General features: G+C 72.4%; 13 protein-coding genes. 6 read left to right on the top strand and 7 right to left on the bottom strand.

Annotated features, from left to right (window positions below):
* Positions 1 to 155: 155 nt before the first annotated feature.
* Complete coding sequence (locus ABZV06_RS24345; protein WP_355242262.1) at positions 156 to 1,118, bottom strand: complex I subunit 1 family protein; 963 nt, start codon at positions 1,116 to 1,118, stop codon at positions 156 to 158.
* The gene (locus ABZV06_RS24340; protein ID WP_355242265.1) at positions 1,118 to 1,882 is read right to left on the bottom strand and encodes an NADH-quinone oxidoreductase subunit C; all 765 of its coding nucleotides are present in this window, start codon (positions 1,880 to 1,882) and stop codon (positions 1,118 to 1,120) included. The genes ABZV06_RS24345 and ABZV06_RS24340 overlap by 1 nt, the downstream gene beginning before the upstream one ends.
* 105 nt (positions 1,883 to 1,987) lie before the next feature.
* Between ABZV06_RS24340 and ABZV06_RS24335 the strand changes: the two genes are divergently transcribed.
* Complete coding sequence (locus tag ABZV06_RS24335) at positions 1,988 to 3,034, top strand: glucose 1-dehydrogenase (protein ID WP_355242268.1); 1,047 nt, start codon at positions 1,988 to 1,990, stop codon at positions 3,032 to 3,034.
* On the opposite strand, the gene ABZV06_RS24330 is transcribed toward ABZV06_RS24335, so the two are convergent.
* Positions 3,035 to 4,351, bottom strand: a complete 1,317-nt coding sequence (locus ABZV06_RS24330) for a DUF2252 domain-containing protein (RefSeq protein ID WP_355624396.1) — start codon at positions 4,349 to 4,351, stop codon at positions 3,035 to 3,037.
* A 174-nt stretch (positions 4,352 to 4,525) separates the two neighbouring features.
* Between ABZV06_RS24330 and ABZV06_RS24325 the strand changes: the two genes are divergently transcribed.
* The gene (locus tag ABZV06_RS24325) at positions 4,526 to 4,750 is read left to right on the top strand and encodes a hypothetical protein (protein WP_355242274.1); all 225 of its coding nucleotides are present in this window, start codon (positions 4,526 to 4,528) and stop codon (positions 4,748 to 4,750) included.
* On the opposite strand, the gene ABZV06_RS24320 is transcribed toward ABZV06_RS24325, so the two are convergent.
* Positions 4,713 to 5,279 carry an NADH-quinone oxidoreductase subunit B family protein gene (locus ABZV06_RS24320; protein ID WP_355242276.1) on the bottom strand — a complete coding sequence of 189 codons (567 nt, stop codon included), beginning with the start codon at positions 5,277 to 5,279 and terminating at the stop codon, positions 4,713 to 4,715. The genes ABZV06_RS24325 and ABZV06_RS24320 overlap by 38 nt on opposite strands.
* A gap of 154 nt (positions 5,280 to 5,433) precedes the next feature.
* On the opposite strand from ABZV06_RS24320, the gene ABZV06_RS24315 reads away from it, so the two are divergent.
* Together ABZV06_RS24315 and ABZV06_RS24310 are read left to right on the top strand one after the other, a co-directional pair.
* Positions 5,434 to 5,991, top strand: a complete 558-nt coding sequence (locus ABZV06_RS24315) for a sigma-70 family RNA polymerase sigma factor (RefSeq protein ID WP_355624393.1) — start codon at positions 5,434 to 5,436, stop codon at positions 5,989 to 5,991.
* The gene (locus ABZV06_RS24310; protein ID WP_355624390.1) at positions 5,984 to 7,192 is read left to right on the top strand and encodes a hypothetical protein; all 1,209 of its coding nucleotides are present in this window, start codon (positions 5,984 to 5,986) and stop codon (positions 7,190 to 7,192) included. Before ABZV06_RS24315 ends, ABZV06_RS24310 begins: the two co-directional genes overlap by 8 nt.
* 47 nt (positions 7,193 to 7,239) lie before the next feature.
* On the opposite strand, the gene ABZV06_RS24305 is transcribed toward ABZV06_RS24310, so the two are convergent.
* Genes ABZV06_RS24305 through ABZV06_RS24295 form a run of 3 tightly spaced genes read right to left on the bottom strand, consistent with a single transcriptional unit; the run spans position 7,240 to position 10,505 of the window.
* Complete coding sequence (locus ABZV06_RS24305) at positions 7,240 to 8,742, bottom strand: aminotransferase class V-fold PLP-dependent enzyme (protein WP_355624387.1); 1,503 nt, start codon at positions 8,740 to 8,742, stop codon at positions 7,240 to 7,242.
* Between the two features lie 27 nt (positions 8,743 to 8,769).
* Positions 8,770 to 10,158 carry an MFS transporter gene (locus ABZV06_RS24300; RefSeq protein ID WP_355624385.1) on the bottom strand — a complete coding sequence of 463 codons (1,389 nt, stop codon included), beginning with the start codon at positions 10,156 to 10,158 and terminating at the stop codon, positions 8,770 to 8,772.
* A 32-nt stretch (positions 10,159 to 10,190) separates the two neighbouring features.
* Positions 10,191 to 10,505: an MGMT family protein gene (locus ABZV06_RS24295; RefSeq protein WP_355242290.1), complete on the bottom strand. Its 315-nt coding sequence runs from the start codon at positions 10,503 to 10,505 to the stop codon at positions 10,191 to 10,193.
* 13 nt (positions 10,506 to 10,518) lie between these two features.
* On the opposite strand from ABZV06_RS24295, the gene proB reads away from it, so the two are divergent.
* Positions 10,519 to 11,676, top strand: coding sequence for a glutamate 5-kinase (gene proB / locus ABZV06_RS24290; RefSeq protein ID WP_355242293.1), 1,158 nt, complete (start codon positions 10,519 to 10,521; stop codon positions 11,674 to 11,676).
* Between the two features lie 31 nt (positions 11,677 to 11,707).
* Positions 11,708 to 12,949, top strand: a complete 1,242-nt coding sequence (locus ABZV06_RS24285; protein ID WP_355624382.1) for a glutamate-5-semialdehyde dehydrogenase — start codon at positions 11,708 to 11,710, stop codon at positions 12,947 to 12,949.
* Positions 12,950 to 13,066: the final 117 nt, after the last annotated feature.

Below are 13,066 nucleotides of genomic sequence, written 5' to 3'. Positions count from 1 at the left end.
GCCCCGCCCCGCCCCGCCCCGCCGATCTTGCACTTTCGGTGGTCGATGTGAGCGCTATGCCCTCTTATGTCGCAACAGAAAGTGCAAGATCGGCGAGTGTTTGTAGTCCGCCGGAGTCAGTACGGGCGGGGGCTGGGGGTGCGCTTGGGGTGGGGTTAGAGGGCTACGCGGATGGCTGCGGTCAGGACCAGTTGGGCCAGGGAGGCGGGGACCAGGACCAGCCAGCAGAGGCGCTGGAGCTGGTCCTCGCGCAGGCGGGGGTAGGACACCCGGAGCCAGATGATCACGAATGCCACCGCGAAGATCTTGAGCAGTGTCCAGAGCCAGCCGAGCTGGTCGTCGGCGAACGGGCCCTGCCAGCCGCCGAGGAACAGCACCGTGGTCAGCGCGGCGATCACCACGATGCCGACGTACTCGGCGAGCAGGAAGAACGCGAACCGCAGGCCCGTGTACTCGGTCATGTAGCCGAACACCAGCTCCGAGTCGGCCACCGGCATGTCGAACGGCGGCCGGCGGATCTCGGCCAGCCCCGCGACGAAGAAGATGATCATCGCGGGCGCCTGCCAGAGCAGCCACCAGGGCTGCCACGCGGCGACGATGCCGGACAGGCTCAGTGTGCCGGCCGCCATCGCCACCGACGCGGCGGCCAGCACCAGTGGCAGCTCGTAGCCGAGTAGTTGGGCGGCCCCGCGCAGCCCGCCGAGCAGGCTGTACTTGTTGGCCGACGCCCACGCCGACATCAGCACCGCCACCACGCCGATGCCGACGACGGCCAGCACGAAGAACAGGCCGATGTCCAACGGTTGCCCGACCAGGTCGTTCGGGCCGAGCGGGATCACCAGCAGCACCAGCAGGTAGGGCAGCAGCGCCACCGCGGGGGCCAGTCGGAACACCGCCCGGTCCGCCTCGCGCGGGGTGATGTCCTCCTTCTGCACGAACTTCACGCCGTCCGCCACGAGCTGCGCCCAGCCGTGGAAACCGCCCGCGTACATCGGACCGAGCCGGCCCTGCATGTGCGCCATCACCTTGTGCTCGGCCTGGCCGACCAGCAGCGGCAGGGTGAGGAACGCGACCACCACACCGCCGATCCGGATCACCAGCTCCACCCAGAGCGGCATCAGCGCGTACCCCCGTCGTCGTCGCTGTCGTCGCGCGCCGCCGGGTCCGCGACCGGCTCGCCGCCGGCAACCCGGGGAGTACGCGCCGGACGGGCCCCCGGCGCAGGCCGCGCGGGTCGCTCACCGGCCGGTCGGGCCGGGGTACCGCCACGCGGCCCCTCTCCCACACCACCCGCGCCGGCCGGGGTCGGCGTCGTTCCCCACTCGCCCGGAGCGGGCACGCCCGGCGGGCGGATCGGTCGACGGCCACCGCCGGCCTCCGACTCGCCCGGTTCCTTCGCGCCCGGCCAGGGCTTCGCCACCCGGGAGGCCAGCACGAACTCCTTGCGCAGCGGATTGCCCTCGAACTCCGGTGGCAACAGCAACGGCCGCAGTTCCCCGTGCCCGTCGAAGCCGATGCCGAACATTTCGTGGGTCTCCCGCTCGTGCCAGGCCGCACCCGGGTAGATGTCCACCACCGAGGCGACCGAGGGCGCGTCGCGGGGTACCCGGGTGCGCAGCAGCACGCCGTGCCGCAGCCGGGTCGACCAGAGGTGCGCGACCACGTCGAAACCCTCGGTCAACTCGTCGACGGCTGAGAGCCAGTCGAAGAAGTCGCAGGCCAGCTCCGTGTCGTCGCGGGCGACGCGGACGGCGGCCGACCAGCTCGCCGGGGGTACGTCGACGGTGGCCCGGGCGAACCGCTGCCCGCCGGAGACCGACGCGGTCGCCTCGACCGGCGCGAGCAACGCGACCAGCCGAGCGCCGACCTCTTCTGACGTCATGCCGCTGATCCTAGGGTCACCGACCCGGCCCGCGGTCCTCGACCGAGCCCCGGTGATCTGCCCGCTTTACCGGCGGTGGTCCCGTCGACAAGGAAAGATGAGGGCGTGCGCGCTGTGACGGTGAAACCTGGGATCGCCAACTCGCTGAGCCTCGCCGAGGACCAGCCCGAGCCGGCGCCCGAGGAGGGCGCGGTCCTGGTCCAGGCACTGGCCGTGGGCATCTGCGGCACCGATCACGAGATCATCTCCGGCGACTACGGCGAGGCGCCGCCGGGCGCGGACCGCCTGGTGATCGGGCACGAGTCGTTGGGCCGGGTGCTGGAGGATCCGACCGGCACGCTGCAGGCCGGCGACCTGGTGGCCGGCATCGTCCGGCATCCCGACCCGGTGCCCTGCCCCAACTGCGCGGTCGGCGAGTGGGACATGTGCCGCAACGGGCAGTACACCGAGCACGGCATCAAGGCGCTCCCCGGCTTCGCCCGCGACCGCTGGCGGATCGAGCCTGAGTTCGCGATCCGGCTCGACCCGGTGCTGGCCCAGGTCGGCGTGCTCCTGGAACCGACGAGCGTGGTGGCCAAGGCGTGGGACCACATCGAACGGATCGGGCACCGCGCGGAGTGGCAGCCGCAGACCGTCCTGGTGACCGGGGCCGGGCCGATCGGGCTGCTGGCCGCGCTGCTCGGCAGCCAGCGCGGGCTCACCGTCCACGTGCTGGACCGGGCCACCGACGGGCCGAAGCCGGAGCTGGTCGCCGGGCTGGGCGCCACCTACCACACGGTGCCGGTCAACGACCTGCCCTTCGAGCCGGACGTGGTGATCGAGTGCACCGGCGCGCCCAGCGTCGTCCTCGACGTCATGTGCAAGGCGGCGCCGAACGGGATCGTCTGCCTCGCCGGGGTGTCCAGCGGCGGTCGGAGCATCGACTTCGACGCGGGGGCCCTGAACCGTGCGCTGGTGCTGGAGAACAACGTGGTGTTCGGCTCGGTCAACGCCAACCGCCGGCACTGGGACACGGCGGCCCAGGCACTCTCCCGCGCCGACCAGGTCTGGCTCTCCTCCCTGATCACCCGGCGCGTGCCGGTGAACAGGTACGCCGACGCGTACACGGCCGGGCCGGACGACATCAAGGTGGTGCTGGAGTTCGCCTCCTAGCTAGATCCCCGGCAGCCGGCCGTTGCGGAACAGGTCCACGAAGAGCTGATGATCCTGCCGGGCGCGCACCCCGTACACGTGCGCGAAGTCCACCAGGTGGGTGACGAACCCCGGCTCGTCGGCGTCCACGGCCGCGACGATTGCCTCCTCGGTGGAGTAGTCCACGAGGTCGTGGCTGGACTCGTCGTCGGCGACCGAGTGCATCCGGGCCACCGCCCGGCCCAGATCGGCCAGCACCCCGGTCAGCTCGTCCGGCTCGTTGACGTCGGACCAGTCCAGGTCGGCGGCGTACGGGGAGACCTCGGCGACCAGTTGGCCCGCCCCGTCCAGCTCGGTGAAGCCCAGCCACGGATCGGCGTGCGCCTGCAACGCCCGCTGCGACTCGGCGGTCCGGTGGCCCTGGTGCTGGAAGTAGCCGGCCACCGACTCGTCGGTGCTGTAGCGGGCCACCGCCGGCACCTGCGCCTGCTTCATGTAGATCACGACGTCGTTCTCCAACGCCTGGGTGTGCCCCTCCAGCAGCAGGTTGTACGACGGCAGCCCAGCCGAGCCAATGCCCACCCCCTTACGCAGCACCACGTCCTTGATCCGGGCAGCTCCCGGCCGTAGCCGGGCCGTGGCGGCGGGCAGGGTGCCCAGGTACTCCTCGAAGGCGGCGAGCACCTCGTCCCGGGTCGCGGCGTCGACCTCGAAGATGCCGTCGGTGACGGAGAACCGCCGCTCGTAGTTGTCGACGGTGGTCTGCGCGGCGAGCAGGTCGACCCTCGTGTTGAGGCGGGCCTGCTGGAGTACCCGACGCAGCACCCCGTCGGCGTTGTCCAGGGTGATCGACCCGATGGCGTCGTCCCCGCCAGCGGCGATCGCCCGCAGCTCGGTCAGGTAGGCGCGGGCGAAGCCGGTGACCAGCTCGCCGATCACCGTGTCGGAGAGGGCCTTGCTGTAGCCGAGCAGCGCCACGCTGGCCACGAACCGCCGCAGATCCCAGGTGAACGGCCCGACGTACGCCTCGTCGAAGTCGTTCACGTTGAACACCAGTTGCCCGGAGGCGTTCATGTACGTGCCGAAGTTCTCGGCGTGCAGGTCACCGTGGATCCACACCCGGCCGGTGCGCTCGTCGAGGAAGCGGTCGTCGGCGAAGTCACCCCGCTGGTCGGCGTAGAACAGCGCGGCGCTGCCCCGGTAGAAGGCGAACGGCGACGCGGCCATCTTGCGGAACTTGCGGCGGAAGGCCGCCGGGTCGATCGCCATGGACGCGCCGAACTCCGCGCTGAGCACGTCGATGATGTGAGCGGACCGCTGGTCCCCTGAGCTGCTCATAGTCCGCAGGCTAGCTCGACGGGTCCACAACGGGGTGGCAGAACGGCAACCCATCGATCATGCTGTCTGCGTCACGCGCGGGGGCCCGGACACCACGGTCAATTCGGCCGATCGCTGCTGCCGTGGGCGGCGGCAGGTCCCCGCCGGGCGTCGACCACGGAGGACCAGACACAGATGTTCCGCAAAACGGGGACCCTGCTCACCGCCGCACTGCTCGGCCTGACCACCACGATCGGTGGGGCCGGACCGGCCGCCGCCGCACCGGCGGACGCCGCCGGAGGCACGCTGTCGCGGCCACCAACTGACCGGTACCTGCCGGGGCCGCCACTCGGACTCGTCCGGGCGGCGGCCCCACCCTTCGTCAGCGCGCGTCGGGTGGGCGTACGGGTGGGGCCGTGAGGGAGTCGACCGAGCGCGGGGCGCTGGCCTCGGCGGGCGCGGCGAGCAGGTCCCGCTGCGGCACGCCGCCGATCCCGGACTGCTCGGCCGCGATCTTCTCCTGTAGGCGCAGGATGCCGTGCAGCAGCGCCTCCGGGCGGGGCGGACAGCCGGGCACGTAGACGTCGACCGGGATGAGCTGGTCGACACCCTTGGTCACCGAGTACGAGTCCCAGTAGGGGCCACCGCAGTTGGAACACGCGCCGAACGAGATGACGTACTTCGGCTCGGGCATCTGGTCGTAGAGCCGCTTGATGGCCGGGGCCATCTTGTCGGTCACCGTGCCGGAGACCACCATGAGGTCGGCCTGTCGAGGGCCGTGGGCGAACGGGATCACGCCGAGCCGGATGAAGTCGTGCCGGCCCATGCTGGTGGCGATGAACTCGATCGCGCAGCAGGCCAGGCCGAAGTTGAACACCCAGAGCGAGTAGCGGCGCCCCCAGTTCAGCACGAAGCGGATCGGCTCACCGAGCACTGCCGGTAGCTGCACGGACGTCCCCTCTCCTCATCCCACAGTGAATCACAGCCGGTTGTCACGGACCGGACAGGCAACCGCACCGGTCCCCACCGCAACCGGCGGGCGCAGCCGAGTGTGTGACCGGTGCTGGCGAACACGCCGCCTGCGGCCACCACGGGGAGGACGAGTGCTTGTGACAAGAGAAGTACGGGTCGGCGGTCCGCCCCCCGACCCGGGAAGCCCCGTCCCCGCGCCTGCCGAACTCGTCTTCGACGACTTCTACCACGCCCACTTCCGCTCGCTGGTCGTGCAGCTCACGGCGTACACCGGCGACCGTGGGCAGGCGCAGGACCTGGTTCAGGAGGCGTTCTGCCGGGCGTACGCCAACTGGGCCCGGCTCGCCCGGTACGACGATCCGCTGGCCTGGGTGCGCCGGGTCGCCTGGAACCTCGGCCACAACCGCTGGCGGCGGCTGCGGACCGCGCAGGCCTGGCTGCTGCGGCAGCGCGAGACACACGTCGCCGAGCCGAGCCCGGACCGGGTGGCCCTCGACACCGCGTTGGCGAAGTTGCCGCCGAAGCAGCGACGGGCCGTCGTGCTGCACTACCTTGCCGACCTGACGGTCGCCGAGATCGCCGCCCAGGAACGGGTTGCCGAGGGGACCGTCAAGTCCTGGCTGCACCGGGGCCGGGCGGCCCTCGCGACGCACCTGCGTGACACCACCGAGGAGGTGCGAGATGTCTGAGCAGGAGACCCTCGGCCTCGCCGAGGAGTTCGCCCACTACCGCCGTACCGTGCTGGCGGAGGTCGAGGTGCCCGGACCCGCCGCCGTGCGGCGGACGGCGCGGGGACGCGGCCGTCGCCGGCTGGCGACCACCACCGCGACGGTGCTCGCGCTGTTCGGCGGGGCCACCCTGGGATATGCGGCGATGAGCGGCGGCCCGGATCGCGAGCCCGGCCCGGTCGACCCCACACCCACCATCTCCGCGTCGTCCGCCCCGAGCGGCTCGGCGAGCCCGGCCCCCAGCCCGTCCGTCACGAGCGGCAGCCCGACGGCCACCCCGCCGAGCGGGAAGATCAGCCGAGCCCAACTGCTCGACGCGTCGGTGACCCTGCCCGCGTGGCGAGCCGGGCCCGGATGCCCCACGTCGGGCATCCGGCTCAGCGGCGACGACCGCGAGGGCGTCAACTGGCTGCTGGCGTTCGACCAGGGGGACGTCGACGGAGACGGCGCGGTGGAGGCGGTGGGGCTGGTGCAGTGCGTGCTCGGCAGCGGCGGACCCCTGCAGGTGGTCGCCTTCGACCGCGACCAGCGGGGCAGGATCGTCACGCTGGGCCGGGTGGTCGCGACGAGCATCGACAAGCCGCAGTGGCTGTTCGCTCTCGACGTGGTGGACGACGGCACCGTGCGGGTGCAGGTCGGCGACATCGCGCCCGGTGGTGGCTGGCCCGGTGAATGGTCACAGCGACAGTGGCGGGGCTACCGCTTCAAGGGCGGGTCCTTCGCGCAGGTCTCCGGGCCGACGAGCTTCGGACCGAACCCGCACGACGTCAACCTCGTCGTCACCGCCTCGAACCTGGTGCTGGCCGACGCCCCGGACGGCTCCCGGACCGGCACGATCACCGTGCGCATCCGCAACGGAGGTAACGGACCCGCCGCCTACGTGGATCTGCGGATCGGCCTGCCGGCGGCGGTGCGCCCGGATGGTGACGGCTGGGCGGCCTGCCGCAACGACCCGGAGAAGACCGGGCAGCCGGTGTCCTGCGACCTGAACAAGCTCGGGGCCGGTAAAGAGGTCCGGCTCACCCTGGGCTTCCGGGTCGCGGCAGGCGCCACGGTCGGCACCGGGAAGGCCGACGTGGACGCCCGCCCGATGAACGCGAGCTTCGACTTCGTGGAGGAGGTCTACGACCCGGACAACACGGTGATCATCACCTACCGGTGAGCCGCGCGCCCGGTGCCCCACCCCGATTCCGGGTGGGGCACCGCCGTTCACCCGGCCGATCCCCAGCTCGGGCGTTGCAGAAGACCGACGAACTCGACAAGCAACCTCTCGCGCATCGCCGGCGGGGAGGCGTCGAGCAGCGTGTTCACGACAGCCATCCGATCCGGCAGCGGACCGGCGGTGTCGCCGCCCAGGCCCAGACCGGCGGCCAGGCCGGCCACCACCTCCGGCGTCAGGGCCTCGGGGGTGAGGGTGCCGACCAGGGACGCCAACTCGGCGGGCAACCGCACCGGGCCGGTCGCCCGGGCCGCCGCCACGGCGGCGACCAGATCCGGGCCGAACTCGGCCACCCGGGGCGCGACCGAGGCGGTCACCGTGAGGTGCACGCTGGCCGGCAGATCGGCGTACGACAGCTGGGGCTGGGTGTGCCAGCCACGCGCGGTCAGCTCGTCGACCAGGACGAACAGGTCGGGGCCACCCTCGGTGGCGGTGAAGCACACCACTGTGGACTCCGGCTCGACCATCAGCCGTAGCCCGTCGACGGCGCGGACCGCCTCGGCCAGACCGGTGACCGCGTCCCGGGTGGTGGCGGCCAACCGCAGGTAGCCGGCGTCGCCGAGGTGTCGCAGGGTGGCGTACGCGGCGGCGATCGGGCCGCCCGATCGGGTGGACGCGATCACCGGATTGATCATCGTGTAGCCGGGCCAGTCGGCGTACGCGAAGTACTGCGGGGCGCGTCCCGCCGCGTCGCGGTGCAGCAGCACCGACACGCCCTTCGGCGCGTACGCGTACTTGTGCAGGTCGACCGAGATCGAGGTGACACCGGGGACCTCGAAGTCGAACGCCGGCACCGGCGCGCCGAGGCGACGCAGGTACGGCAGGGTCCAGCCGCCGAAGCAGGCGTCGACGTGGCAGCGCACCCCGGCCTCGGCGGCCACGGCGGCGATCTCGGCGACCGGGTCCACCACGCCGTGCGCGTACGAGGGCGCCGAGCAGGCGACGAGTACCGTGTCCGGCCCGATCGCGGCGGCCATCGCGGCGGGCTCGGGACGCAGCGTGTCCGGCGAGACCGGCACCACGTCCAGCGCCACCCGCAGGTAGTGCGCCGCCTTGGCGAACGCGGCGTGCGCCGTCGACGGCACCACGATCCGGGGCGCGCCGATCTCCGGGTGGGCGTCCCGGGCCGCCTTGACGGCGAGGATCAGCGACTCGGTACCGCCGCTGGTGACGCTGCCGACGACGTCCGGCGCGGTCGTGCCCGGGCCACCCCCGAGCACTCGGCCGGCCGCGCCGACGAGCGCGTTCTCCATGGCCAGCAGGGAGGGGAACGCGGTCGGGTCGAGCCCGTTGACGTGGGCGCTCTCGGAGTGCGCGGCGGCGGTGAGGGCGTCGAGCCCCGGTACCGCCGGGTCGTAGACATAGGCGAACAGCCGCCCGCCGTGGGTGGGCCGGTCGTCCGCACGCAGCCGCCGGACCTCGTCCAGCGCCTGTTCCGCGCTGACCCCGTCGCGGGACAACGCGCCCGCCCCGAGCGTGTTCTCGTCGATCATGGGGTCATGGTGCCCTTCTCGTAACGGTCAACGGCTTCCGTCCCCCACCACAACTCCATGATCGACCCCGAGGGTGGGGGCGGCGAGGGTGTACTGGCGGAGCAGGAGGATGGGGGGAGCTATCAGGAGGGCCGGGATCAGGGTGAAGCCGAGCAGCACGCCGAGCCTCGCCGTGTCGGACTGGGCGGCTGCCGTGCCCGTGTCGGAGGAGACGTAGCCGGAGAGTTGCAGCACCAGGCCGTAGATGCCGGGGCCGAGAGCCAGGCCGAAGGTCTCCCCGGCGGTCCACAGGCCGGTGAAGACACCCGCCTGCCGACGGCCGGTACGCGCCGTCTCGTCCGCGATGCAGTCGGGCAGCATCGCCAGCGCGAACACCTGCTGTCCGGCGTACCCGACGCCCAGCACCGCGACCACCAGGTAGACGACGACCGGGGGCAGTGCCGGGGCGGCGACCAGGGTGAGCGCCCCGGCGGCGAGGATCAGCCCGGCGACCACGAGTGCGGTCCGCTTGCCCAGCCGCGCGCCCGCACGGGCCCACAGCGGCATCACCAGCAACGCCGGCCCGACGAAGCAGGCGAAGAGCAGCGTCGGCCCGTTCCGGTCGTCGCGCAGGATCTGCCCGGCGAAGTAGTTGACCCCGGCGAGGATGGTCGCCACCCCCGCGGACTGCACCACGAAGCAGATCAGCAGTGCCCGGAACGGCCGGTTGGCGGCGGCCACCGCGAGCTGGGCGCGCAGCGTCGGCTCGCTGGCACCGGTCACCCCAGCGGGTGCGGACCGGGTGCCGAGGAACGCGCCCAGCGCGCCGACGGCGATGAGCGTCGCCACGAACAGACCCATCCAGCGGTGCCCGGGCACCCCGTCGCCGCCGGCCTTGACCACCAGCGGGGCGACCGCTCCGGAGATCAGGATGGCCAGCGCCAGCGCGGCGATCCGCCAGGTCATCAGCCGCGTACGTTCGGTGTAGTCGTCGGTCATCTCGGCGGGCATCGCCATGTACGGCACCTGGAAGAAGGCGAACGCGGTGGCCGTGGCCAGGAAGGCGAGCGCCACGTACGTCGCGGCGGCCGGCCCGTTGTCGAACGGCGCCGCGAAGATGGCCGCGAAGAGCACGGCGAGCGCGAGACCAGCGACGAGCAGGTACGGGCGGCGTGCGCCCCAACGCGACCGCGTGCGGTCGGAGATCCGGCCGGCGACCGGGTTCACCAGCACGTCCCACGCCTTCGGCAACAGCACCAGGAGGGCTGCCACCCCGGCGGCGACACCGAGCGTGTCGGTCAGGTACGGCAACAGCAGCAGACCGGGCACGGTGCCGAACGCACCGGTGGCGAGCGAGCCGAGCGCGTATCCGACGTGCACCGGGCGGGGCAGCCGACCGGTTGCGGGCGGGCCGGCAGCACCCGGCGGCTGGTTCATGGGGCCGAATGTTACTCACGTTCTATCGGAGGTCACATCCCCTCCTCGGGCGACCAACCCGCCGCCGCGATGTCGACTCCCTCGCCGCGCAACGGTGCACCCTCGGCCCGCAGCCGGGCCCGCGCCTCGCGCTCGTGCCCCGGTGGCAACCGGCCACCCGCGGTCACCACCCGATGCCAGGGCACCGAGCCACCGTGCCGGGCCATGATGCTGCCCACCAGTCGCGCGGAGGAACGACCCGAGCGTTCGGCCAGCGCGTCGGCGATCGCCCCGTACGACATCACCCGACCCTCCGGAATCCGCTCCACCAGGTCCAGCACCGCCTCGACGTACTCGTCAGGAGTCACAATCGGCCACCATATGGGAACGCCACCGGGCCACGCGGGCGTAAGCACGCAGAATGGGCGGGTGCGCGACGCAGTCACGGCCGCTCGGCGGATCGTCGTCAAGATCGGGTCTTCCTCGTTGACCACCGCCACCGGCGGTCTGGCCGACGAGCGGGTCGACGCGCTCGTCGACACCCTGGGCCGGCTCGGCGCCGAGGGCCGCGAGGTCGTCCTGGTCTCCTCCGGCGCGATCGCCGCCGGCCTCGCGCCGCTCGGCCTGACCCGACGTCCGCGCGACCTGGCCACCCAGCAGGCCGCCGCCAGCGTCGGCCAGGGCCTCCTGATCGGCAGGTACGCGGCCAGCTTCGCCCGGCACGGCCGCACCGTCGGGCAGGTGCTGCTCACCGTGGACGACGTGACCCGGCGGGCGCACTACCGCAACGCGTACCGCACCCTGCGAAAACTGCTCGATCTGCGGGCGGTGCCGATCGTCAACGAGAACGACACGGTCGCCACCGAGGAGATCCGGTTCGGCGACAACGACCGGCTGGCCGCCCTGGTCGCCGCCCTGGTGCACGCCGACCTGCTGGTGCTCCTCTCCGACGTGGACGCGCTCTGGACCGGCGACCCGACCCGTTCCACGTCGGTGCGGATCGCCGAGGTCCGCAGCGAGCAGGACCTGACCGGCATCACCATCGGCGGCACCGGCCGGTCCGGCGTCGGCACCGGCGGCATGGTGACGAAGGTCGAGGCGGCCCGGATCGCCACCGGCTTCGGCATCCCCGTGGTGCTCACCTCCGCCGACCTGGCCGCGCCGGCGTTGACCGGCGAACCGGTCGGCACGCTGTTCCACCCGCAGCGGCAACGGCCGACCGCTCGGCTGTTCTGGCTGGCCCACGCCACCTCGCCCCGGGGGCGCCTACACCTGGACCCGGGCGCGGTGGCCGCCGTCGTCGGGCGGCGCAAGTCGCTGCTGCCGGCCGGCATCACCGCCGTGGACGGCACCTTCACCGCCGGCGACCCGGTGGACCTGGTCGACACCGCCGGTGCACCGGTAGCCCGTGGCCTGGTCAACTACGACGCGGTGGAGTTGCCGGGACTACTCGGCCGTTCCACCTCCGAACTCGCCGCGGCGCTCGGCCCGGCGTACGAGCGGGAGGTCGTCCACCGCGACGATCTCGTGCTGCTGTGAGCCCTTCCCGAGTATGAGGAGTTGTGCCGGCATGAGTGTCGTGGAGCAGGCGAAGCGGGCGCGGGACGCCGCCGCCGAACTGGCCGTGGCCACGCGTACCGCCAAGGACGCCGCGCTGGTCGCGATGGCCGACGCGCTGGTGGCGCGTACCCCGGAGGTCCTTGCCGCGAACGAGGCGGATCTGGCGGCCGGGCGCGAAGCCGGGCTGAGCGCGGCCGTGCTGGACCGGCTCGCCCTCGACGAGGGCCGAGTGGCCGGCATCGCCGGCGCGCTGCGCGAGATGGCCGCGCTGCCCGACCCGGTCGGCGAGGTGGTCCGCGGGTCCACGCTGCCCAACGGACTGGAACTGCGCCAGATCCGGGTCCCGTTCGGAGTGGTCGGCATCATCTACGAGGCACGGCCCAATGTGACGGTGGACGCCGCCGGGATCTGCCTCAAGTCCGGTAACGCGGCGCTGCTGCGCGGGTCGTCGTCGGCCGCGCACTCCAACGCCGCGCTGGTAGCGGTCCTGCGCGACGCGATCGCCGAGAGCGGTCTGCCGGCCGACGCGGTGCAACTGCTCGACGCCAGCTCCCGCGACTCGGTCAAGGAGCTGATGCGCGCCCGAGGGCTCGTCGACGTGCTCATCCCGCGCGGTGGCGCGTCGCTGATCCGCACCGTGGTCGAGGAGTCGACCGTGCCGGTGATCGAGACCGGGGTGGGCAACTGCCACGTCTACGTCGACGCCGCCGCCGACCTGGCCAAAGCCGTCGCGGTGACGTTGAACGCCAAGACCCAACGGCTGTCCACCTGCAACACCGCCGAGTCACTGCTGGTGCACGCCGACGTGGCCGACGCGTTCCTGCCGCCGATGCTGGCCGCCTTCGCCGAGGCCGGGGTGACCGTGCACGGCTCGCCCGAGGTGGCCGCCCACTCCGCCGCCGTGGTTCCGGCCAGCGAGGAGGACTACGCGACGGAGTACCTGTCCGCCGACATCTCGGTGGCGGTGGTCGACTCGCTGGACGCGGCGGTCGCGCACATCCGTCGCTTCGGCACCGGACACACCGAGGCGATCATCACCGACTCGACGACGGCGGCCCGCGAGTTCGTCGCCCGGGTGGACGCGGCGGCGGTGATGGTGAACGCGTCGACCCGGTTCACCGACGGGGGCGAGTTCGGCTTCGGCGCGGAGATCGGCATCTCGACGCAGAAGCTGCACGCCCGCGGCCCGATGGGCCTGCCCGAGTTGACCAGCACCAAGTACGTCGTCACCGGCGACGGTCACGTGCGCTAGGGCGGGTGTCAAAGTCCTCGGTCGAGCCGAGGCGGAGTCCAGGCGGCGGTCCGGCAAGGCGGAGATGGGTTCGGATACCGGTGTTGTATCCGGGCCCATTTCCAACGCCGCCGGCCG

Origin of the sequence: Micromonospora sp. NPDC005172, assembly GCF_040608555.1 — a bacterium.
Taxonomy (GTDB): Bacteria; Actinomycetota; Actinomycetes; order Mycobacteriales; family Micromonosporaceae; genus Micromonospora.
Note: the sequence above shows the minus strand (reverse complement) of the source record. Positions and strands in the feature narration are given on the sequence as shown.

Excerpts from the sequence above, each read along its gene's own strand:
- ABZV06_RS24340 (WP_355242265.1), bottom strand. The coding sequence starts at position 1,882 with ATGACGTCAGAAGAGGTCGGCGCTCGGCTGGTCGCGTTGCTCGCGCCG.
- ABZV06_RS24345 (WP_355242262.1), bottom strand. The coding sequence starts at position 1,118 with ATGCCGCTCTGGGTGGAGCTGGTGATCCGGATCGGCGGTGTGGTGGTC.
- ABZV06_RS24310 (WP_355624390.1), top strand. The coding sequence starts at position 5,984 with ATGTCTGAGCAGGAGACCCTCGGCCTCGCCGAGGAGTTCGCCCACTAC.
- ABZV06_RS24305 (WP_355624387.1), bottom strand. The coding sequence starts at position 8,742 with ATGATCGACGAGAACACGCTCGGGGCGGGCGCGTTGTCCCGCGACGGG.
- ABZV06_RS24300 (WP_355624385.1), bottom strand. The coding sequence starts at position 10,158 with ATGAACCAGCCGCCGGGTGCTGCCGGCCCGCCCGCAACCGGTCGGCTG.
- proB (WP_355242293.1), top strand. The coding sequence starts at position 10,519 with ATGGGAACGCCACCGGGCCACGCGGGCGTAAGCACGCAGAATGGGCGG.
- ABZV06_RS24325 (WP_355242274.1), top strand. The coding sequence starts at position 4,526 with ATGTTCCGCAAAACGGGGACCCTGCTCACCGCCGCACTGCTCGGCCTG.
- ABZV06_RS24330 (WP_355624396.1), bottom strand. The coding sequence starts at position 4,351 with ATGAGCAGCTCAGGGGACCAGCGGTCCGCTCACATCATCGACGTGCTC.
- ABZV06_RS24285 (WP_355624382.1), top strand. The coding sequence starts at position 11,708 with ATGAGTGTCGTGGAGCAGGCGAAGCGGGCGCGGGACGCCGCCGCCGAA.